Origin of the sequence: Natranaerovirga pectinivora (genome assembly GCF_004342165.1) — a bacterium.
Classification (GTDB): Bacteria; Bacillota; Clostridia; order Lachnospirales; family DSM-24629; genus Natranaerovirga; species Natranaerovirga pectinivora.
In genome coordinates this window covers 287,194-309,073 of sequence record NZ_SMAL01000003.1, presented here as the reverse complement: position 1 = coordinate 309,073, position 21,880 = coordinate 287,194, and the positions used below count along the sequence as shown (strand labels likewise).

At 30.6% G+C, this 21,880-nt stretch carries 18 protein-coding genes and 2 other RNA genes; 13 read left to right on the top strand and 7 right to left on the bottom strand.

The genetic code is table 11. The features are described from left to right. Positions 1-4: 4 nt before the first annotated feature. The gene (locus EDC18_RS06115; RefSeq protein ID WP_132251346.1) at positions 5-2,773 is read left to right on the top strand and encodes a VWA domain-containing protein; all 2,769 of its coding nucleotides are present in this window, start codon (positions 5-7) and stop codon (positions 2,771-2,773) included. Positions 2,774-2,819: 46 nt separating this feature from the next. On the opposite strand, the gene EDC18_RS06110 is transcribed toward EDC18_RS06115, so the two are convergent. Genes EDC18_RS06110 through EDC18_RS06100 form a run of 3 tightly spaced genes read right to left on the bottom strand, consistent with a single transcriptional unit; the run spans position 2,820 to position 4,023 of the window. Next, a complete protein-coding gene (locus EDC18_RS06110; RefSeq protein WP_132251344.1) occupies positions 2,820-3,185 on the bottom strand; it encodes a hypothetical protein in 366 nt (121 codons plus the stop codon). A gap of 23 nt (positions 3,186-3,208) precedes the next feature. After that, positions 3,209-3,697 (bottom strand): sporulation membrane protein YtrI, encoded by a 489-nt coding sequence (locus EDC18_RS06105; protein WP_132251342.1) that lies wholly within the window; start codon positions 3,695-3,697, stop codon positions 3,209-3,211. Then, entirely contained in the window at positions 3,685-4,023 is a 339-nt protein-coding gene (locus EDC18_RS06100) for a YtrH family sporulation protein (protein ID WP_132251340.1), read from the bottom strand. The genes EDC18_RS06105 and EDC18_RS06100 overlap by 13 nt, the downstream gene beginning before the upstream one ends. Before the next feature lie 186 nt (positions 4,024-4,209). Here EDC18_RS06100 and EDC18_RS06095 point away from each other — a divergent pair, with 186 nt between their 5' ends. The 4 genes from EDC18_RS06095 (at position 4,210) to EDC18_RS06080 (ending at position 8,781) form a co-directional block, all read left to right on the top strand. Next, positions 4,210-5,097: a cation diffusion facilitator family transporter gene (locus tag EDC18_RS06095; protein WP_132251338.1), complete on the top strand. Its 888-nt coding sequence runs from the start codon at positions 4,210-4,212 to the stop codon at positions 5,095-5,097. Between the two features lie 103 nt (positions 5,098-5,200). Continuing rightward, on the top strand, positions 5,201-6,529 hold the full coding sequence (locus EDC18_RS06090) for a DUF5667 domain-containing protein (RefSeq protein WP_132251337.1): 1,329 nt from the start codon (positions 5,201-5,203) through the stop codon (positions 6,527-6,529). 90 nt (positions 6,530-6,619) lie between these two features. Then, entirely contained in the window at positions 6,620-7,687 is a 1,068-nt protein-coding gene (locus EDC18_RS06085; RefSeq protein ID WP_132251335.1) for a Gfo/Idh/MocA family protein, read from the top strand. Positions 7,688-7,824: 137 nt separating this feature from the next. Then, on the top strand, positions 7,825-8,781 hold the full coding sequence (locus EDC18_RS06080) for a D-2-hydroxyacid dehydrogenase (protein ID WP_132251333.1): 957 nt from the start codon (positions 7,825-7,827) through the stop codon (positions 8,779-8,781). Positions 8,782-8,798: 17 nt separating this feature from the next. On the opposite strand, the gene EDC18_RS06075 is transcribed toward EDC18_RS06080, so the two are convergent. After that, positions 8,799-9,593 carry a hypothetical protein gene (locus EDC18_RS06075; protein WP_132251331.1) on the bottom strand — a complete coding sequence of 265 codons (795 nt, stop codon included), beginning with the start codon at positions 9,591-9,593 and terminating at the stop codon, positions 8,799-8,801. A gap of 472 nt (positions 9,594-10,065) precedes the next feature. Here EDC18_RS06075 and EDC18_RS06070 point away from each other — a divergent pair, with 472 nt between their 5' ends. The 3 genes from EDC18_RS06070 to EDC18_RS06060 all read left to right on the top strand — a co-directional run bounded on the left by EDC18_RS06070 (position 10,066) and on the right by EDC18_RS06060 (position 13,120). Beyond that, complete coding sequence (locus EDC18_RS06070; protein ID WP_132251329.1) at positions 10,066-10,860, top strand: cell wall hydrolase; 795 nt, start codon at positions 10,066-10,068, stop codon at positions 10,858-10,860. 235 nt (positions 10,861-11,095) lie between these two features. Then, positions 11,096-12,589, top strand: coding sequence for a threonine synthase (thrC, locus tag EDC18_RS06065; RefSeq protein ID WP_132251327.1), 1,494 nt, complete (start codon positions 11,096-11,098; stop codon positions 12,587-12,589). Between the two features lie 24 nt (positions 12,590-12,613). Next, on the top strand, positions 12,614-13,120 hold the full coding sequence (locus EDC18_RS06060) for a flavin reductase family protein (RefSeq protein WP_132251325.1): 507 nt from the start codon (positions 12,614-12,616) through the stop codon (positions 13,118-13,120). Positions 13,121-13,211: 91 nt separating this feature from the next. Here EDC18_RS06060 and EDC18_RS06055 read toward each other — a convergent pair whose 3' ends face one another. Continuing rightward, positions 13,212-14,069, bottom strand: a complete 858-nt coding sequence (locus tag EDC18_RS06055) for a cation diffusion facilitator family transporter (RefSeq protein WP_132251323.1) — start codon at positions 14,067-14,069, stop codon at positions 13,212-13,214. A 353-nt stretch (positions 14,070-14,422) separates the two neighbouring features. Between EDC18_RS06055 and EDC18_RS06050 the strand changes: the two genes are divergently transcribed. Together EDC18_RS06050 and EDC18_RS06045 are read left to right on the top strand one after the other, a co-directional pair. Then, the gene (locus EDC18_RS06050; protein ID WP_132251321.1) at positions 14,423-15,352 is read left to right on the top strand and encodes a DnaJ C-terminal domain-containing protein; all 930 of its coding nucleotides are present in this window, start codon (positions 14,423-14,425) and stop codon (positions 15,350-15,352) included. Positions 15,353-15,368: 16 nt separating this feature from the next. Beyond that, positions 15,369-16,445 (top strand): HD-GYP domain-containing protein, encoded by a 1,077-nt coding sequence (locus EDC18_RS06045; RefSeq protein ID WP_132251319.1) that lies wholly within the window; start codon positions 15,369-15,371, stop codon positions 16,443-16,445. A gap of 74 nt (positions 16,446-16,519) precedes the next feature. Here EDC18_RS06045 and EDC18_RS06040 read toward each other — a convergent pair whose 3' ends face one another. Beyond that, positions 16,520-17,764: a 6-phosphofructokinase gene (locus EDC18_RS06040; RefSeq protein WP_132251317.1), complete on the bottom strand. Its 1,245-nt coding sequence runs from the start codon at positions 17,762-17,764 to the stop codon at positions 16,520-16,522. Between the two features lie 383 nt (positions 17,765-18,147). Between EDC18_RS06040 and ssrS (EDC18_RS06035) the strand changes: the two genes are divergently transcribed. The 3 genes from ssrS (EDC18_RS06035) (at position 18,148) to EDC18_RS06025 (ending at position 20,428) form a co-directional block, all read left to right on the top strand. Continuing rightward, a non-coding RNA gene (gene ssrS / locus EDC18_RS06035) (6S RNA) lies at positions 18,148-18,324 on the top strand. 8 nt (positions 18,325-18,332) lie between these two features. After that, a non-coding RNA gene (gene ssrS / locus EDC18_RS06030) (6S RNA) lies at positions 18,333-18,510 on the top strand. A gap of 145 nt (positions 18,511-18,655) precedes the next feature. Continuing rightward, the gene (locus EDC18_RS06025) at positions 18,656-20,428 is read left to right on the top strand and encodes a PAS domain-containing protein (protein ID WP_132251316.1); all 1,773 of its coding nucleotides are present in this window, start codon (positions 18,656-18,658) and stop codon (positions 20,426-20,428) included. Between the two features lie 143 nt (positions 20,429-20,571). Here the strand turns inward: EDC18_RS06025 and EDC18_RS06020 are convergent, their stop codons facing one another. After that, entirely contained in the window at positions 20,572-21,801 is a 1,230-nt protein-coding gene (locus tag EDC18_RS06020) for a helix-turn-helix domain-containing protein (protein ID WP_132251314.1), read from the bottom strand. Between the last annotated feature and the right edge of the window lie 79 nt (positions 21,802-21,880).

Below are 21,880 nucleotides of genomic sequence, written 5' to 3'. Positions count from 1 at the left end.
GGAAATGATGCAAGTAAGTATTGGTAGGCCATATTTGTTAGTATTAATACCTTTAATAATCATAGGAGTCATTTTATCTTCTAGGTGGCTGTTTCAAAAGAAGGATAAAAAGAGAAATGTGCTTATAATAAGAAGTGTTTTAATATTTTTAATTGTCCTGGCTTTATGTGGTATTAATTTTCGGTGGGATACAAAAGGGACTACAAATCTTTTTATTGTTGACTTATCAAGTAGTGCCAGTAATTATAGAGGTGAAGCAGATAGATTTATTAGCGAAGCAATCAACACAATACCAATTGGAGAAACAGCAGGTGTTTTAGTATTTGGCGAAAATGTTTTAGTAGATCGGTTTATTAACGAAAGTAGAGCCTATAATCAAATCACAACAACACCTATTCAAAGAAGTACAAATATACAAAATGCCTTAACTTCTGCATTGGCACTCTTCCCTGAAGATAGAGCAAAAAGAATTATTCTTATATCTGATGGGGAAGAAAATGAAGGAGATACAAGAAGAATTATTCCATCCCTAATGGAACAGAATGTGGAGATAAATGTCCTAAAAATAGATCATCAAGAACAACAAGAGGTTTATATTGATGATTTAAGAGTGCCTGATAGGATTCATTATGGAGAAACTTTTAATATCGTTGTTGAAGTAAAAAGCAACGTAGAAACCCAAGGACAAATAACATTATATTCTGGAAGGACCAAAAAAGGCGTAAGTACAGTAGACATACAAAAGGGAGACAATAGATTTGTCTTTCAAGACACACAGTTAGAAACAGGTATTCAAACTTATAAAGCAGTTATAGAACCACTAATAGATACTGAGTTAAGAAATAATGAGTATACAACATATACCAATGTTCAAACCCAACCAAAGCTATTATTAGTGGAAGGGGAGCCTGGGGAAGGTGAAGTGTTAGAGGAGATTCTAAAGGCCTCTAATATAGAGTATGTAAAAAGAAGTCCTTTTGCAGTACCTAGAACATTAAATGAATTAACAGAATATAAGAGTATCATACTTGCTAATGTTAACGCCAATGATCTAAGTGACTCTTTTTTATCCAATATAAAACCTTACGTAAACGATTATGCAGGAGGGTTAATTGTTACAGGTGGAGAAAATGCATTCGCTTTAGGAGACTATAAAGATACGCCTTTAGAAGAAGTATTGCCTGTGTATATGGATTTAAAAGGTAAAAAAGAAATTCCAGAAATGGCAATTGTTATGATAATAGACCAATCTGGAAGTATGAGTGATGGTAATGGGTTTATTAATAATCTTGACATGGCCAAAGAAGCGGCAATAGAAGCTTTAAACACAATAAGGGATACAGACTCTATTGGTATATTGGCCTTTGACCATACCTATCAATGGATTGTTGACATACAACAAGCAAATAATAAAGATGCAATAAATAGAAAAATTAATAGTATAGATATTCAAGGTGGAACCAGTATTTTTCCTGCATTAAAAGAAGGGTATGAACAGATTAATAAAACAAATGCCCAAATCAAACACATTATTTTATTAACAGATGGTCAAGATGGCTTTGTCGCATATGATGATTTGTTAGAGGAAATGAACAATAACAATATTACATTATCTACTGTGTCCATTGGTTTTGGTGCAGATACATTTTTATTAAACCGACTTTCTAATATGGGCAATGGAAGATATTATCATACAGATTTGAATACGGATATTCCTAGAATATTTGCTCAAGAAGTGTATTTGTCTTCAAGACAATATTTGCATAATAGAGCCTTTTTCCCAAGAATACGATATAACCATCCAATATTAAATAGAGTAGTTACGAATAGAGGGCTACCATCTTTACTTGGATATATTGCATCATCCCCTAAGGAGAATGCAACGGTTATATTGGACTCAGATGAAGAAGACCCTATCCTTGCGGTATGGCAATATGGATTAGGAAGAACAGTGGCATGGAATTCTGATATCTCAGGTGCATGGAGTGCCCAGTATACCCCTTGGGAAAACAATATAACCTTATGGCAAAATATTATCAATTGGACATTAGAAAATTATGAAAGTTCATCTAGCAATGCAACAGTGTCTATAGAAGGTAATAAGGCAAAGATTTCTTATGTTTCAGAGCATATAGATCCTAATATAAGAGTATCAGCCGTTAGCACATCTGAAGAGGGGCAACAAAAAGAAATTCAATTATCCAATATTAAACCTGGAGAATATGAAGGTATGATTAATTTAGATGATATTGGGTATTATTCAATGAATATAAGAGAAACTTTAAATGATAATGTAATTGGTTATGTGAATACAGCTGCTGTGATGCAATACCCTTTAGAATATAAGTTTTTTGAAAACAAACAAGTGTTAGAGATGTTAGTAAATGAAACCAATGGAAGGTTTATTGAGAATCCACAGGAGATATTTGAAGGGAATGTTCAGGCAGTAAAAGCCATGATAGATATAACCAACTTTTTATTGGTATTAGCATTACTACTATTTGTTTATGATATTGGAAATAGAAGACTTAATATAGACATTAGAAAATACTTTGGAAGTAAGAAAAAGTTAAACCAAGAGTCAATTAAAGATGAGACAATAAATGATGGCAACAGTGAAACTATTAAAGTAGAAGAAAAAGAGAAAAACATCACTAAGAAAAAAAGCTTGAAAACTAAGGAAAAAGTGAAGAAAGTAAAGAAAGAAGAAAACAAAAACCAAGCAGTTAGTACCACATCAGCTTTATTACAAAAGAAAAAAGATAGGCTATAAAAAATTCAGGCTAATCAATTTGATTAGCCTTTTAAAATAATAATAATCATATATTTTTAAAATTACAGAGTTTCATTTTGTCAGGGAAAGAACCTGACAAATCATTTTTAGAAGATCTCTGAAACCAAAACATGCCTTTTTCGGATAAAGTATTTATATCTTCTTTTTTCATTTCTGAATTTTTCTTTATGACCTTTTTAAAATCCTTTTTAGAAACAACAAACCATTCTTCTAAGTATTTCCCCATATGTGTAAAGGTATCTTTTACTTCGAAAAAGTCTTTAAAAGCAGGATCATCTTCTGAAGTAACAACCACTGCAACACCTTTTGTCATTTCTTCCCTACAAAAAGCACAAGGTTTTAAACCTACAAATTCACCAGCATCTTTACCACACCAAGAACATTGAGTCATGATATCATACACTCCTTTATCATTTAATCATTTTCATTTAAGGGTTCTACAAATATCCAAAGGATTAATACATCTGACATAAATATTTTTTCCACTTCTAATTGATATGATTTATCATCTAATCTAAAAATTCTTTTATCAATTATTTGTGAAATAATATCCAAATCAATTGTATCAATTTCTCTTCCAATAAAAGTCGTATATTTATCTTTGATATGCTTTGTTAGTGTTAATTTATCAATCTCATCTTCGTCGGTGTTTAAATGAACTTGTATTTCTTTTAATGGTAATTTTTGTTTTTCTCTTTCTTCACTTAAGCTTTCTTCAAGTCTTTGTAAACGTGTGTTTTTGTCTTCAATATCATTTTCTAAAATGATGATCTTATGGTAAAAAGAATCAATTCTAGAACTAATAATGGCTGTTAATCCAGAAACTCCTATAATTACCCCTAATGCTAGACCTGCAATAAAAAAAGTAAAGTACTTAAATTTCTTTGAAATTAGCTGAACCAAAAGCTTCCGCACCTTTCAAAAAGTTTAATCACACTAAAGCCAAGATTAGCACCGAGTAAAGCAGCTATAATAAAGACAACTTGCTTTGCAATAGATCTCATCTCACCTTTAAAAAGGCTGCTGCCTATTATTTCAAAAGAGGTAAAAGTGCCTCCTATTGCAGCGGCAACTGCCCATATTTTAATACCTTGTGCCACATCTAACATTGTTTTAAAAGGAGGTTGATTATTAATAATTGCTCCGAACCCAGCAAATAGACTTGCACCAATGATCATTCCAAATGCAATAAGAAAATTATATAGAATATTTGCAATTAAGCTATTCAAAGTGAATCACCTTAAAAAGTTGGTAATTCCATAATCTAAGTAATTCAAGGTTAAAATTAATTATGAAATTCCTGGAAGTTTATATATTATATGTTAACTTACAATATTTAAGCACAATTAATTTATTAGGGAATATATATAGATTATACAAGGTTGATGTGAGTCTACATATACTGGAGGTTTGTTATGAATAGAAGTGAACAAGCTAGTAGAATTACCAAGTACAATCTTTTAGGGAATGGCGTATTAATAATCATAAAATTAATGGCTGGCATATTAGGAAAAAGTGGGGCTATGCTAGCAGATGGATTGCATTCTATTACTGACTTCTTAACAGATGTTATTGTGTTAATAAGTTTTAAAATAACCAAAAGACCACCTGATAAAGCATACCACTATGGATATGGAAAATTTGAAACCCTTGCAACTTTATTTATCACCCTAACCTTATTTTATGCGGGGTTTATCATATTAAGGTCAGGGGTTATAAATATATTCAGTTATCTTAAAGGAGAGCATATAGATTTACCTAAATCCATTGCCATTTACGGTGCTTTACTCTCTATTATTATTAAAGAAGTTATGTATAGAATGACCATAAAAGTAGGAAAGAGAATACAAAGTCAAGCATTAGTAGCAAATGCTTGGCATCATAGAAGTGATGCCTTCTCTTCTGTAGCAGCCCTCATTGGTATTAGTGCGGCAGTCTTATTAGGACCTTCTTTTGCAGTGTTAGACCCAATTGTGGCAATTATAGTAAGTTTAATTGTATTTAAGATTGCACTAAAATTATTATATCCTAGTATTAACGAATTAATGGAAGGGCGAATCGATGAAGAAAAAATCAAATTAATCATTAAAGTAATCAATGAGAATAAGAACATAAAGGGATATCATAAATTAAGAACAAGAAAAGTTGGCCGATTAATTGTTATTGATTTTCATATATCTTTAAATAAAGATTTAAAGCTTCATATCGCTCACGACATTGCCCATGATATAGAAAATGAATTGAAAGAAGTCCTTGGGGAAGAGTTGGTTGTAACCATTCATATTGAACCTCATAAAAATTAAACGTAAATAATTTTTACATTACCCCATTTTGGCCAATGTATGATTCGAATACTATATTAGACAAACATCAAAAGATTTACATAAAAGACTAGGAGGATTTAATATGAAAAATACAATGAGAAAAGTAATTGTACTTGGGATGGCAGCATCATTAAGTGTAAGTAGCATTTATGGTACTGAGGTAGAAGAAACAGGAGCAGTAGTGATCAATCATGAAGTGAGCAATGAAGAAGAAGCTAATGTTGAAGAATTAGAAGAAACGGATAAAGATAATATTGAATTAGTTGAAGAAGATGTGGTGGAAGAAGTAGGAGATGAATCAGTTGAGAATGAAGAAAGTTCAAAAGAAGATTCAGAAGAAGATTCAGACATAGGTTTAGAAGATAATGAAGAAGACACAGAAGAAAATTTAGAAAAAGTTGAAGAAGACAATAATACTATAAATTTTAGCATTGATAAAATGCGTTACTTATTGACTAGATTTGTTGAAGAAGTTCAATTGGTATTTACTTTTAATAATGAAGAAGCAAAAGCTGACTTATTATTAACTTTTGCTGAAAAAAGATTAGAACATAGCATTGAATTAAGCCAAAAAGATTTAACTGAATTAATGAATATTTCATACGAAGATTACGTTAAGCTAATTGAAAGAGCAGAAGAAATAATCACAAAACTAATATTAGAAAATGATGAGTTGGATTTAGATGCATTGCTAGATAAATTTAAAGAAGTAACAGATATTGATGAGGACAAGCTAGAAGAAGTTGTGAACGAAGAATTAGTTGAAAAGGTAAAAGAGATAAAAGATAGAGCTTACTTAGTAGCAAATGTGGTAAAAGAATTTGATCAAGAAGAAGTGATTAATTTAAGACAAAAAGATTTAGGTTATGGACAGATAGCTCAGATAATGTTAATGGCTAATAATACTGACAAAACAGTTGAAGAAATTGCATCTTTAATGGTAGATGAGAATAAAGGTTTTGGTCAAATTGCAAAAGAACTTGGTATTCATCCTTCTGAATTAAGAGGAAATAGCAATAAACCATCTAACAAAAAAGGAAATAGTGATATTGTAGAAGAGAACAGAATGGTAGATGATTTAAGTGACAAAAAGGAAGGAAATGGACAAGATAATCAAGATGATGAAGCTATTAGAGCTGAAGAATCAAAGAAAATTGAATCTGAAAACAAAGAAAGTGGACATGCTTCAGTTAGTAGAGAAGTTGAAGAAGTAAATAACACCACAAATAAAATCAATAGCAATGCAAACAGCAATGCAAACAGCGATGCAAACAGTAATGCAAACAATAATGCAAACAATAATGCAAACAATAAATCAAATAATAATGGAAGTGTTAATGCAAGGAACAATGGTGCAAGTAACAATGGTTCACAAGGTAACGGTCCTGCTCAAAATAGAAACAATAGATAAATAGTATTTTAAGTTAAAAGCCTTATCTTCGGATAAGGTTTTTTGTATAAAGAAATATAATATCACTAATAATAAATTGAGGTGATATGAATGAAAAAAATTAGGCTCGCTGTCATAGGAACAGGTATGGCATGGAATCGTTTGCATTTACCTGCTATTCAAGAGTTGAAAGAAGAGTATGAAGTAGTAGCACTAGCAGATCCTAATGAAACAGTTTTACAAAATTCAGCAAATAAAATTCAAATGACATCCGACAATCTTTATACAGATTATAAAAAAATGTTAATGCGAGAGGATATAGACGCAGTTATTGTGGCAGTGCCAATTGACAATAATTATTTGGTATCAAAAGATGTATTAGAAGCAGGTAAAAATTTAATATGTGAAAAGCCATTAGCCCCTAATATTAAACAAGGCATTGAATTTATCAATTTACAAAAAGAGAAAAATCTAAAAGTTCTAATTGCAGAGAATTACAGATACAATGAAGAACACAATCTAATCAAGATGTTTATAGAAGAAAAAAGAATAGGCGATGTGCTCTATTTCATTAAAAACAATGCTTTTATATTTGAAGAGGATATGATTCAAAATACTTTTGGGGCAAAAGAATGGAGGCAACATCCAACTTTTGAAGGTGGCATCTTTTTAGATGGTGGTGTTCACGACATAGCAGGATTAAGGTATATATTTGGTGACTATGATGCAGTATCAGCATTTGGTAAACCACTAGATAAAGATTACTCCCCTTATAGTGTCTTAAGTTGTAATTTTATGTTTAAATCAGGTGTTACAGGTCAATACACATATTGTTGTACGACAAAAGACGACCAAAAGCCGCCTATTGGATTTAGAATAATTGGTACAAAAGGTACCATCTATCTAGAAGATAAATATTCTGGCGTTATTAGTATATATTACGATGATGGGCGACATGAAAGCCATACATTTGCACCACAAAGAGGATACTATAATGAATTTAAAAATTTCTATAATGCCTTTTATAATAATGAAGAAATTAATGTGACACCAATGGTAGAATTTGGTGATGAAAAAGTAATATTTGCTATATTAAACGCTGCAAAAGAACAACGGGTGATAAAAGTTGATTCCACAACACAATTTATAACAGAATACACATCAACCAACAGAGTGTAATAAGAGCATAGTTGTTAAGGAATATAATCAGTGACAGGTAGGATTATATTCCTTATTCCATTGTAACGTCACTTGAAACATAATAATACATAGTTTATAATAAGTTACAAATAATGGATTCAAAGGAGGATGTTTAGATGAAACTGGCAATATTAGATGGGAATACACTAGGTGACGATATAGATTTAAGCGTTTTAGACGTATTTGGGAATGTAGATGTGTATGGATTCACGTCAAAAGATGAAGTAGTAGATAGAATTAAAGACCTAGACGTTATTATAACCAATAAAGTAGAGTTAAATGAAAGCAATTTAAAATATGCTGAAAATGTTAAATTAATCTGTTTAACATCAACAGGAACAAATGTAATTGATTTAAAATATACAAATAGTAGAGGCATAAAAGTTGCTAATATTAAAGGGTATTCTACAGAAAGTGTAACCCAACATACATTTGCTTTATTGTTTTATCTTTATGAGAAATTAAACTATTATGATAGATATGTAAAAGATAGAAAATATGTTAACGATAAAATGTTTACACATTTTGACAGAAAGTACAATGAAATATATGGTAAAACATATGGAATAATTGGGCTTGGTGCAATAGGAAAAAGGGTGGCAGAAGTTGCTGAATTATTTGGTTGTAAAGTAATTTACTATTCTACATCAGGTAAAAATTCAAACAATAAATACCAACAATGTTCATTAGATGAACTCCTAGAAAAATCAGATATTATCTCCATACATTCTCCATTAAATGCAGATACTGAGAACCTTATCACATACAAAGAATTTAGTAAAATGAAGAAGTCAGCAGTATTATTAAATCTTGGAAGAGGTAAGATCGTAAATGAAGGGGATTTAGCAAAGGCTCTTCAGGAAGATTTAATTGCAGGAGCTGGATTAGATGTACTTGAGTATGAACCAATAAATGGTGATAATCCCTTATTAGACATACAAGATAGTACGAAGCTAATTATCACACCTCATATCGCTTGGGCAAGTACTGAAGCTAGAAATAGAATGGTTGGAGAGGTAAAGCTTAACATAGAAGCATTTTTAAAAGGGGAAGAAAGAAACATAGTAAAATAATAGAATATAAATAGCAACTACAACTGTAAAGTCTTTATCTTATTTGAGATAGAGACTTTTTTATAGAGTTCACTGTAAGTATCTTTGTTCATGTCTTCCAGGTAATTTTTATTAAATTTTTTGTTTATATTTTTTATCTGTACAAGATAATCAATAGCTTTATTATAAGCAATAGCTGCTTCTTCAATTGAAGGATACCTTCCAACAATGTAATCACCATTAATATGTATTTTTGTTGTATATACAGTTTTTCCTTTGACAAGATCTTTTGAAACCCCATAGTAAGGATTAATCACTTCTATATTATGATATCTTAAATTACTCCTATCCCCATCCTTAAACAGATAATCTCTATTTTCAACAGCATAATTTTTAATACCATATCGAGATAGTATGTTCACTTGCATACCATAATCGTTTACAAAAAGATAACCCTGTCTTCTGAAAATTTTGTGGTTAGAATAGTAAAAAAGATCATCAACATCAAAAATTAATTCGGTATTTTCATCTAAAAAGTAGGAAAAATAGTATTTATAAAGGTAAATTGGATTTTTTATATAATATTTATTGTCTCTAAAGTTAAGTAGGACTACCCACTTATGGAAGGAGATAGTGAAGCTAGGTAAATAGTCATTTAATGTATATTTATGATGTAAAAGAATATCTTTTGCTTCTAAATATGCAGTATGGGCCTCTAATTCAGTTGAGAAGCTTCCTATACTAATGTGTTTGTTGTTGTAAGTAATTGATGAACGATAAGATGGTTTGCCACTTTTTAGAGCAGATTTATATACACCAAGTAATAAAGACACGCTATATCACCTCCAGATAAAAGTATAACATCAATATTTAAGGGATACAAATAATTATATAGAAAATATAACTTGTATATCTTTAAATACATTTTAAATGAATAAAAAGCATATAATTGGATAAAATAATAAACAAAATGAAGAAAATGTGTAAAATTATTAACAAAGAATACTAGTTAATGTTTACAAGATTCGTTTTTATTTATCCATAAAACAAACAAAATACACGAAAAAATAATTTGAAAATTACAACTAAACTCGTTAAAACTAACAAAAAACTAAATGATGCGTTGACACCGTGGTGCAATAAGGACTATAATCATTGAGGAAACGAATTGAAGAAATCTGTCAATACAGATTATTATGGTTTTCAAAAACTGCTTTATTAAACATCAAAGTTTTATTAAGTACATAAGTACTTGGTAGGGAGTTTAATTTTTCCCTATAAAGCAAAATAAAAAGGAGAGTATGTATGCTGAAAATACAAACGCTTCTTCAGAATGTATACAGTGCATTTAAGTCTATTTCAAAAAAGGCTTATAAAAATTGTTTTGTGATTACAACAGGTTCATTAGTGATTACAGTTATCTCATTAGGATCCACTTCCTTTGATGGAGGCGGAAAAAACAGAGTAACGGCTTTTGAAGCAAATTATTCACAAGAATACATTTATGAAGAAGAAGAAGAGATGGAAGCAAAAGTACTAACAGAGTTGCAAGGTGATGAAATCATCTCGCAGGTCAATGATGGTAGTACTTTACTAAGTGCGGAAGTCAGACCAAGAGATGTAGTTCTTTTATCACAAGAGAACACAGAAATGAAACAAGAAGTTGAAGTAGTAGTAGAAGAGGAAATAGAACCAGTCATATCAGATAAATTGATTCAACTATCAAGTAAGGATTATGAAGCATTATTAAAGATAGTTGAGGCAGAAGCCACAGGAGAAGATATAAAAGGAAAAATACTTGTAGCTAATGTTGTATTAAATCGTGTGGAATGTAGTAATTTCCCAAGTTCTATATATGATGTTATTCATGATAGAAATGGTGGAGTTCAATTCTCTCCAATAGCAGATGGAAGGTATTATTCTGTACCTGTTACAGATGATACAAGAATAGCTGTTGAAAGAGCATTAAACGGAGAAGATTTCTCAGATGGGGCATTATTCTTTGTTGCTCGTGCCTTAGCATCACCTAGGGCTGTTAGTTGGTTTGATAACAATCTTACAAAAGTTTTACAACATGGAGTTCACGAATTCTATAGATAAAACACCAAAAGCACAGATGAATATCTGTGCTTTTAAACATGAAAAGTCTAATCTGAAAACTTGCTTGCAAGGATTTGGAGATTAGACTTTCATTGAAACCTTGTGCTTGTAGTGTAACGCAAAGCATGTTACAAGGTTAAAATGAAGCATTTCATTTATTGTGTTGTATTTAAGAGTATGGTATAATTTAAAGTAATTTTAATAATTATTTTTATATAATAAAGGAATGGGATTAATGAATAATATATTATACAAAAGCACAAGAGGATTGGAAAAAGATATAGAAGCATCTAAAGCTATCTTAAAAGGTTTAGCAGAAGATGGAGGTTTATTTGTTCCAGAAACAATTCCTTCGTTTGATATACCATTAGATGATATGATTAATATGACATATCAAGAATTGGCATATGAAATAATGAAGTTATACTTTACGGACTTTACAGAAGAGGAATTAAAAGATTGTATTAACAAAGCTTATGATAGTAAATTTGATACATCTGAAATAGCACCATTAGTGAAGAAAGATAATGTTTATTATTTAGAATTATTCCACGGATCAACAATAGCTTTTAAAGATATGGCATTGTCCATTTTACCTCATTTAATGACGACAGCAGCTAAAAAGAATAATATAGAAAATGAAATCGTAATATTAACAGCTACATCAGGGGATACAGGTAAGGCAGCCCTTGCTGGGTTTGCTGATGTTAAAGATACTAAAATCATCGTATTTTACCCAAAAGAAGGGGTTAGCGATATACAAGAGCGTCAAATGATTACACAAAAAGGAGACAATACTTTTGTTATTGGGATTCAAGGTAACTTTGATGATGCTCAAAATGGTGTAAAAGATATTTTAAATGATATTAACTTAAGAAAAATCATGAGAGATACAGGATATCAATTCTCATCGGCTAATTCAATTAATATAGGTAGATTAGTACCTCAAATTGTTTATTATGTTTATGCATATGCTCAATTGGTAAAGAATGGTGATATCAAAATAAAAGATAAGATTAATGCTGTAGTACCTACAGGGAACTTTGGAAATATATTGGCAGCATACTACGCAAAACAAATGGGATTGCCTATTAATAGATTAATATGTGCTTCTAATGATAATAAAGTATTATTTGATTTCTTTAAATCAGGGACATATGACAAAAATAGACCATTTGTATTAACCAGCTCACCATCTATGGATATATTAATATCAAGTAATTTAGAAAGATTAATTTACTTATTAACAGACGAAAGTTCTGAAAAAACAAAAGAATTAATGGAATCATTATCAAAAGCTGGAGCATATTCTATTGATCCTAAGATGAAAGAGAAAGTTACAGATTTTTATGGACAATACTCTACAGAAGAGGAAACAGCTCATACCATTAAAAAAGTATTTGATACAACAGATTATTTAATCGATCCTCATACAGCCGTAGGTGTAAGTGTATATCATAAATATGTGAAAGAAACATCAGACGAAACAAAAACGGTTGTAGCATCAACAGCTAGTCCATACAAATTTACTAGAAGTGTAATGCTTTCATTAGATGAAGCATATAATGAAAAGACTGATTTTGAACTAATTGATATCATGCATGAAAAATCAAATGTCGCTATTCCACAAGCTATAGAAGATATACGACATGCGGAAGTATTGCATAAAAGAGTGTGTGATTATACAGAAATGAAAGATGTTGTGAAGGATATCTTGAAGTTGGTATAAGTAGAAATAAGAAAGGTTGATTAAATGTTAACAGAGATACCATATAATGAGTTATCAAAGGAAGCATTAGAACAACTTAGTAAAGGTGCTTTCTTGAATGTAAAAGGTGAGGACAAAGAAAATACAATGACAATTGCATGGGGAACAACAGGATTTATATGGGGTAAACCTATATTTGTTGTTGCTGTACGATACTCAAGATACACATATGACTTAATAAATAAATCCAATGAATTTACAGTTAGCATTCCTCTTAATGGTCAGTTGAAAAAAGAATTAGGGGTATGTGGTAAAGAATCAGGAAGAGACAAAGATAAGTTCAAAGAATGTAATTTAACACCTGTAAAAGGCAAGAATGTGGCTTCTTCTATGATAGAAGAGTGTGATTTGCATTATGAATGTAAAGTCGTTTACAAACAGGCAATGGAACCATCAGCGGTGGACTCAGCAATAGATGAAAAATTCTATAGCAACAATAATTATCATGTTATGTTCTATGGGGAAATTGTTGGATGTTACACCAAAAAGTAGTTTGTAAACTTACTGACTAGGATTTATAAGAGGCATTAGGTGAGTTAGATAAAAAAATTAGTAGAGAAAATTCTCTACTAATTTTTTTGTATTAACAAGGATTAACATGGACGATGACATCAATAATATGATCATATTTTAAAAGTTCTTCTTTTACTTTAGAGCCTATAGAATGCCCTTCAGATACAGATAATGACCCTTTAACGGATACTTTTACAAGAAGTATAAATTCTAGTCCAACTGGTTTTGATAGTATAGAATCGATATGTTCAATACCTTTAATTTTCATTATGATATCCGTTATATCTTGTTCGATTTTAGGATCTAAAGTTGTATCCATTAATACAGAATAAGATTGACTAAAAATTTGAAAGCCTGTATAGGCAATCCAAAGAGATATAGCCATACCAACAACACCATCTACCCAATAGATATTAAAAAGACCCATTAAAATACTAAACAGTGTACCAGAAGTTAAAAAAACATCATTTCTATGGTCTTCTGAATTTGCCATAGCAAGAAGACTATCAAATTTTCTACCTATCTTTCTTGAATACACAAAAAGAAAAATTTTGGATATAATAGTTAAGAAACAAACTATTATCAACCATATAGAAAATCTAAAGGCTTCTCTATTTATAAAAGCGTCCAAAGAGCTTCTGAAGATTGTAAAAGCAAGTATAAATAGGGATAAGCTTATAATAAGAGTGAAAATGTACTCTGCTTTCCCGTGGCCAAAAGGATGGTCTTCGTCTCTTGGCTGAGAGGCTAATTTATTTCCTATATAAGTCATTAAAGACGTAAAGACATCACCAGCACTGTTAAAACCATCAGCGATCATCGCTTGGCTACCAGTCATAAAACCTACAATTAATTTACCTAGTAATAGCAATGCATTGCCAAGCATACCTAAGAGAGCAACAGAACTTACTGCTTTTGTTTTGTTCATATTTACCACCTTCAATAATATATTTATGTGGGCTAATTATTAATACAATATCCGACATATTTCTTACTGTGATTTAAACAATTTTATTATACTATATTATTATCAATAATAAAAATAATAATTAAGAATTCACATCAATTTTTATAAATATATTAACCTTGAAACATGCCTTCCGCTACGCTACAGGCACAAGGTTTCAATGAAAATATAATTTCCAAATCCTTGCAAGCAAGTTTGCAAATTACATTTCAAAAGTTAATATTTGACAATACATAGTAAAATATTATATTTTATTATATAGAGATTAAAGTTAGTGAGAATAATTTATTTTTTATATAAATGGAGGTTTTATTGTGTCTAAACAAGATTATTATGATATATTAGGCATAAACAAAGATGCAACAGATAAAGATGTTCAAAAGGCATTTCGACAACTTGCTCATAAATATCACCCAGATTCAAATAAAACTAAAGAAGCTGAAGAAAAATTTAAAAAGATAAATGAGGCATATAATGTACTTAAAGACCCTGAAAAAAGAAAGGCATATGACCAATTCGGTGGTGCTTGGGAACAAGGCCAAGGCTTTTACTCTCAGGATACAAGTGGTTGGGGTGGCAATGAAGATATATTAAAGCAAGTTTTTGAGTCAATATTTAGAGCCAATGGTGGTTCGGGTGGTGGTTTCAATGGTTTTGGTGGCTTTGGCTCTTTTAACCAAGGAGGATACCAAGGATATCCTAACCATCATAGTAAAGGACAAGACCTAGAGACAGAGCTCACAATTGAAATAAAGGACAGCTTTTTTGGAGGAACTAAAAATATAAGAATTTCTGACGGATCAGGAAGTTATAAAACCTTAGATGTTAATATTCCAAAAGGGATAACTGAAGGTCAAAAAATAAGGTTAAAAGGTCAAGGGCAAATAGGGTACAATGGTGGTCCTAAAGGAGATCTTTTAATCAAAGTCCATATAAAAGATGATAAAGAATACAAATTAGAGGGCATGGATGTCTATAAAGAATTATTAATAACGCCATGGGAAGCAGCTTTTGGGAAAAAAGTAAATGTAACTGCTTTTGATAAAAATATCGAGATTAATATACCTGAAGGAACAGATTCGGGTGTTAAGTTTAGGCTAAAAGGAAAAGGTCTCTCTAACAGTAAAAAAACAGGTGATTTTTATTTTATTACAAAAATAGTTATTCCAAAAGAGTTAAGCAAGGAAGAGGAAAAATTATTAAAGAAATGGGAAAAGGCTTCAAAATTTGACCCAAGAGCCTAGGCAGAAGGAGAAAATTATGAGATACGTACCAATAGATAATGTTACAGAGGGTATGGTAATTGGTAAAAGTTTGTTTGATTTACAACAACAATTGCTGTTAAGAGAAGGCAGTGAGATAAAAAGAGCCTATATTCATAAAATACAATCATTAGGGATACAAGGGTTATATATTCAAGATGAAGTTTCAAAAGAAATTGAGATAAAAGATGTTATATCTGATACATTAAGACATAAAGCAGTTAATGCCATTAAAAATGTTTGTATTTTTTCGGAGCAAGATCTCAAGAAAAATAGTAAGACAAGTTTTAAGGATATGAAAAACATAGTTAAGAATATTGTTGAAGATATCATTTCCAATAAAGACACTATAATCAATTTAATAGACTTAAAAAATTATGATGATTATACCTATTATCATTCTGTTAACGTTGCAGTTATTTCTATAGTAATGGGAATAAGTTATGGATTGAATAAAGATAGGTTAATTGAATTAGGTTTAGGTGCTGTTTTACATGATATAGGAAAAATGTTTATAGATAAACAAATATTAAATAAAAAAGGCGTTCTAACGGAATACGAGTTCGAAGAACTGAAAAAACACCCAGAAATAGGGTACAAATATCTTAAAGAAACTTTTGATATACCAATAGCTTCATATGTTGGTGTTTTACAGCACCATGAAAGATATGATGGAAAAGGTTATCCAAATCAGAAATCAGGCAAGGAGATATCCCTATATGGCAGAATAATAGCTATTGCCGATGTATATGATGCCTTAATATCTAATAGGCCTTATAGAGGGGCATTGGTGCCCTCAGAAGCAATGGAATATATTATGGGTAATGGAAATGCGTTATTTGATACAAATTTAATAAGGTTGTTTGTAACCAAAGTTGCCCCTTACCCCATTGGTTTGACGGTTAAGTTAAGTAATGGATTAACAGGCATTGTAGTAGAAAATTATGAAGATGCATGTATGAGACCAAAGATTAAAATTATAAAAGATGAGAAAAATAATGCTATAGAACCTTATTCAATATCTTTACGAAGTGAAACTCAATATAGAAATGTTACAATTCAAGAAATAGTGTAATACATTAAAAAAATGTGTGCCAATTGTTATAATGGCACACATTTTTATTTTTATAAAGGAAAGTTACTTTGTTTTTATTGATTACGTTTTGTAAGATGAGTGATTGGCAAATAATTAGGTAATCCATTTTTGAAAGTAATATCAACTTCACCTTGGATTAAAGGCTTCATATAATCAATAAGTTGCTGATTCACATGATTGCCTTCTTCATTGATCCATTCTCTTGGAATGGCTTTTTCTTTATTGGCAACTTCACTTACATCAACAGTTACAAATTCAACTTCATATGGTGCATTATTGATTCTTTTCATTGCTATCATTTTACCTGAAACACCATTTGTTGCAACTTCTACAGCTTTTTGACCAACAAGAGCGGCTTCAGTGATATCCGTTAAAGAAGAAATATGAGAAGCACTTCTTTGTAATATATTTAATTCAACTGAACGAATTTTACAATCCATATGACTTTTAATAAGACTTTCTAAGCTCTTTCCAGTACCACTTAATTGAGCGTGACCAAATGAATCATTTGGAGCAGTCGTAGCAGAGATATAATTACCTTCTTCATCTCTAATGCCTTCAGATACAGCTACTACAACATTTTTCTTTGTTTTTTGAACATTTTTTATATCTTGAATAAATTTTTCTGTGCAAAATGGTATTTCTGGAAGATAAATTAAGTCAGGTGCATCACTGTATTCGTTACGAGCTAATGCAGCAGCAGCAGTTAACCAACCCGCATTTCTACCCATTATCTCAACAATTACAACAGATGGTATATTATAGCAGAATGTATCATGAGTCATTTCTAAGACAGAAGTCGCTACAAATTTAGCTGCTGAGCCAAATCCTGGCGTATGATCAGTATGCACTAAATCGTTATCAATAGTTTTAGGAATTCCGATTATTTGCATTTCATAGCTATTGTCAATAGCATATTTGTTAAGTTTTGCAACAGTATCCATTGAATCGTTTCCACCAATATAGAAGAAATATTTAATGCTATACTTTTTAAAGAAATCAAAAATTATTTTATACTCATTTTCATTGGCTTCAACGGTTGGTAATTTATATCTACAAGAACCTAAGAACATTGATGGTGTGGTTCTTAATGTTCTAATATTTTCAGAATCACTAAAAATATCATTTAGATTTAATACCTCTTCGTTTAATACTCCTTTAATTCCGTTTACTGCGCCATAAACAGTATTTATCTTTGGGTTGTTTAAGGCAGCTTCAATAACACCACTTAAACTAGAATTAATAGCGGATGTTGGCCCACCAGATTGGGCAACAAGACAATTACTTGCAAAAGACATAATTTGAAACCTCCCATTTATTTAAAGAAAGTCATAATTAACATTGAAAATTAATGTAAATATTTACAATGCTAAAAATTGATTCGTACATAATAATGATTTATTATTGGTATTTTTATAATGATCTATTATCTTTGAATCAAGAAAAGTAAACTACGTAATTGTATGTTATTTATGAGTTTCTTTTTTTAAAGTTACATATATATATACTATATAATCTATTGTATAATAACCTAAAATTAAAAAAAAATCAATAAAAGGATATTTGCATATTATCATGGTTTCTTGGTATAATAGTATTAAGTTAAAAAGTCGAAAACAAAACTTTCCAGACCAAAGAGGTTGCAAAAAGGACTTTTTAAGTATATAATGATTAAACAAAAGGATTTCTAAGATGTTCGACACCCTGTATTTTTGAACCTGTAGACATAATAAGGGAGTTCAAATCGCAAAGTGTATGTCAAGCCTTCAATACGTAGAGGAAGACAGAAACTTTGGTGAGAGCACCCACCTAGCGCAGCTAGGGATCAAAAATTCAGGAACGGCATGTTGGATCTTAAAAAGTAAATATTTCCTGAAGTGTTCGAATAACCTGTATTTTTGAACCTACAGAATTAATAAGGGAGTTCGAATCACAAAGTCTATGCCAGGCCTCCGTTTGTAGAGGAAGGCAGAAGCTTTGGTGAGAACACCCACCTAGCGTAGCTAGGGATCAAAAAGCAGGGAAACGGCATTTCGGGAACTGTTATAAACAAACAACAAGATATTATAGTGATATCTTGTTTTTTTATATAAAATTATGGAAAGTAACGTAAGTTACAGATAAAAAAATGAAAAAGTGCTACTATATAAATATGATAACCATTATCAATTATAAGGAGTGGCAATGCTATGAAAAAAGAAATAGAGTTTATAACAATAGATGGCCGTGGCGAACATGAATCCTTTAGAGACTGTATAACAAAAGCAGTGAAAGAATTAAAACCAAATGAAGGCATTCATATCATAAAAGACTTTGAACCATTTCCAATGTACAAAATGATGGAAGATAAAGGCTTTGATAAGGTAGTAGAAAAAGTGAGTGATGAAGAATATCATGTGTATTTTACGCCTAAAAAACAATTGGAAAAGATTCAAATGGGAGAACATCTGGATTTAGACGATAAAAAAATTGAGAAAATCATTGATATAAAAGTAAAATACCTTAAAGGAATTATTTCTTTACAAGAAGCAAAAGACCAGATGAAGAAAGTGGGAAAGGTAACAGCACAAGAATTTGCTATATGTGAGCAATATTTACAACAATATGCTATTACAGATGATGAATTGGCTGAAAGAATGGACGAAATCTTAGATATATCTGAAGGCGTATTGGTGAGTGACGGTTTAGACCTTCCAGAGGGGCATCCTATACACACATACTTACTTGAAATTAAAGCCATTAGAAACGTATTAGCAGAGATGAAAGAAATGCAAACTAAAAAATTCATTAAAAATCAATGGGCTGAATTATATGAAAAACTAAGTGAAATCAATATACATTTTGCAAGAAAGCAAAATCAACTTTTTGCGGCATTAGAAAGCAAAGGATTTGACAAACCCTCAAAAGTGATGTGGACTTTAGATAATAACATTAGAGACATTATTAAAAAAGCAAAAGGATTTTTGGATTCAGATCAAGATCAAGGGTTTTTTGATATTCAGAATGAAGTCATAGAGATGGTTGAAGATATGATGATTAAAGAGGAAGAAATTTTATTTCCAACTTCTATGGACCTATTAGAGGAGGAAGACTTTGTTAAAATGAGAAAAGGCGATGATGAGATAGGGTATTGCTTAATAGAAACACCAGTATCTTATGGCGATGAAAAAGATGTCAAAACTGAAATAAGTTCAAATAATGAATTGATAAAAGATTTAGCAAGTTTGCTTCAAAAACACGGTGTATTAGGTAAAACAAAAGATTCAAACGAAGTATTAGACGTAAGCCAAGGGAAGATGACGCTTGAACAGATTAACTTGATTTTCAAACATTTGAATGTAGACTTATCTTATGTCGATGAAAATGAAGTTGTAAAATTCTATAGTGATACAAAGCATAGGGTATTTCCTAGAAGTCCAGGAGTTATTGGTAGAAAAGTTCAAAATTGTCATCCAAGAGAAAGTGTGGGCACAGTTGAAGAAATCATCAAAGCCTTCAAATCAGGTGAACAAGATGAAGCGGAGTTTTGGCTAGAGTTAGGTGGCAAATTCATCTATATCATCTATACTGCCGTAAGAGATGAAGAAGGTAACTTTAGAGGCGTTTTAGAAATGATGCAAGATGTAACAAGAATTAGAAGCTTAGAAGGCAGTCAAAGATTACTCTCTTGGAATAAAGATAATAAAGAAGGTCAAGATAAAAATACAAATGATAAAGTAGAATCCAATAATTCTTATGGCATCACAAAAGATACGATTATAGGAGAATTGGTAAAAGAATATCCTTTTGTAAAAGACTTTTTATTGTCGTTAAGTCCTAAGTTCAAAAAACTAAAAAATCCAATACTATTTAAAACAATGTCATCTATTGCAACATTAGAAATGATTAGTCAAAGAGGCGAGCTGGATATTGAAGATGTAATCAACAAAATTACAAAAGCAATAGAAGCAAAGAGTGTATAAAATATTTTACCTCATAAATTTACCCACTAATTTCTAACAATTTGGTTGGAAGTTAGTGGGTTATTTATGATATAAAGAATTTATAATAACAAGCCTTATATAATTTAAGCTCCTATTTGTAAATAAAATGAATCGGCTTAAGATTATTCTTCATCATCGGTATCGCAGAATAGATTCTTTCTATAATCACTTGGTGTAATACCAGTTTCTTTCTTGAAAATTTTTGTAAAGTAATTAAAATCATATATACCAACAAAAGAAGCAATCTCTTGAATGGACAATAAACTGGTATTCAGGAGCTTAATAGCGGTTTGAATACGTAATTGATTAATGTACTTGATAATTGTTATCCCTACTTCTTTTTTAAAGAGACTGGATAAATACGGAACAGATAAATTATATTTTTCAGCAAGATCGTTTAGATTGAGTTTTGAATCAAGATTGAACTCAATATGGTGTAAGATCTGACGAACCGTTGGTGAATATTGATTGGTTGATTTATTTCGTACTAATAGACAATAGTCTCGAATCATTTTTTCATACAAGTTGTTTAAGGCGGTACTTGTAGAAGCATTTTCAATTTGATTAACAAATTTACTAGAAATCTCATGAAGATATATTGGGTGAATTTCGTTTCTTTCTATAGATTTTCTAAATAAAGCATTGGCAGTGCTAAGTAAATATTTTAGATTCCGTAAAGAGTTTTTTAACCTAGGTTCAAAAGGGGCACTAACGAACTTTTCTGCTTCAGCTAATGCACTTTTTTGATCTCCGTTACTGATGTATTTTAATAGTCTTTGCTCCGTTTTATATCGTTCAAAAACCCGATTGGCATAAACATCAAAATCATTTTTTGGCTGATACAAATCATCACCATTTTTTTTATTTGACATTTCATGATATTTTACTGTATATGGTTCTGTTTCAGGATTAATATAATGAACAATATTATTTATGATTGAGATTAAATGAAGGTTATTATCAATGGTCGGCATACCATAAAGAAAGCCCTTTAGTTTTTGCACTTGAACCATTGAAAGTTTGTTCTCGTTTGTAATTTCAAGCCAGTAATCGTCGTCTATCTGAGTGTTGAAGTAAGGTCCAATAGAGATTAAGTCTTTTTTATATTCGTAAGGATAGAAAAATATATAATTGAGGTGGTAGCCGTCTTTTAATATGTAGAAAGTATTATGATCTATTGTTTGAACAAAACGTTGTACTTGGTTGTATAAGATTTCTGAATTCTGAAGACTATTTCTTAGAAAACGGTCAAATGTAGAAAGGTCATTGTAAGGTTCAATAAAATAATGCATATCTACTTTCATAGTATCTGATAATAATTTTGAAATAAAGTCTAATGTTTTATTATTCATATACAAGCTCCTGTTTAGTATTTTAACTTAATATTATAATAGTATTATACTTTTAAATGGTAAAAAAAACAATGATTTA

What these genes read in the sequence shown, in the direction of transcription:
- EDC18_RS06115 (WP_132251346.1), top strand. Translation starts at nt 5, where the DNA reads ATGATGCAAGTAAGTATTGGTAGGCCATATTTGTTAGTATTAATACCT.
- EDC18_RS06110 (WP_132251344.1), bottom strand. Translation starts at nt 3,185, where the DNA reads ATGACTCAATGTTCTTGGTGTGGTAAAGATGCTGGTGAATTTGTAGGT.
- EDC18_RS06095 (WP_132251338.1), top strand. Translation starts at nt 4,210, where the DNA reads ATGAATAGAAGTGAACAAGCTAGTAGAATTACCAAGTACAATCTTTTA.
- EDC18_RS06090 (WP_132251337.1), top strand. Translation starts at nt 5,201, where the DNA reads ATGAAAAATACAATGAGAAAAGTAATTGTACTTGGGATGGCAGCATCA.
- EDC18_RS06085 (WP_132251335.1), top strand. Translation starts at nt 6,620, where the DNA reads ATGAAAAAAATTAGGCTCGCTGTCATAGGAACAGGTATGGCATGGAAT.
- EDC18_RS06080 (WP_132251333.1), top strand. Translation starts at nt 7,825, where the DNA reads ATGAAACTGGCAATATTAGATGGGAATACACTAGGTGACGATATAGAT.
- EDC18_RS06070 (WP_132251329.1), top strand. Translation starts at nt 10,066, where the DNA reads ATGCTGAAAATACAAACGCTTCTTCAGAATGTATACAGTGCATTTAAG.
- thrC (WP_132251327.1), top strand. Translation starts at nt 11,096, where the DNA reads ATGAATAATATATTATACAAAAGCACAAGAGGATTGGAAAAAGATATA.
- EDC18_RS06060 (WP_132251325.1), top strand. Translation starts at nt 12,614, where the DNA reads ATGTTAACAGAGATACCATATAATGAGTTATCAAAGGAAGCATTAGAA.
- EDC18_RS06055 (WP_132251323.1), bottom strand. Translation starts at nt 14,069, where the DNA reads ATGAACAAAACAAAAGCAGTAAGTTCTGTTGCTCTCTTAGGTATGCTT.
- EDC18_RS06045 (WP_132251319.1), top strand. Translation starts at nt 15,369, where the DNA reads ATGAGATACGTACCAATAGATAATGTTACAGAGGGTATGGTAATTGGT.
- EDC18_RS06040 (WP_132251317.1), bottom strand. Translation starts at nt 17,764, where the DNA reads ATGTCTTTTGCAAGTAATTGTCTTGTTGCCCAATCTGGTGGGCCAACA.
- EDC18_RS06025 (WP_132251316.1), top strand. Translation starts at nt 18,656, where the DNA reads ATGAAAAAAGAAATAGAGTTTATAACAATAGATGGCCGTGGCGAACAT.
- EDC18_RS06020 (WP_132251314.1), bottom strand. Translation starts at nt 21,801, where the DNA reads ATGAATAATAAAACATTAGACTTTATTTCAAAATTATTATCAGATACT.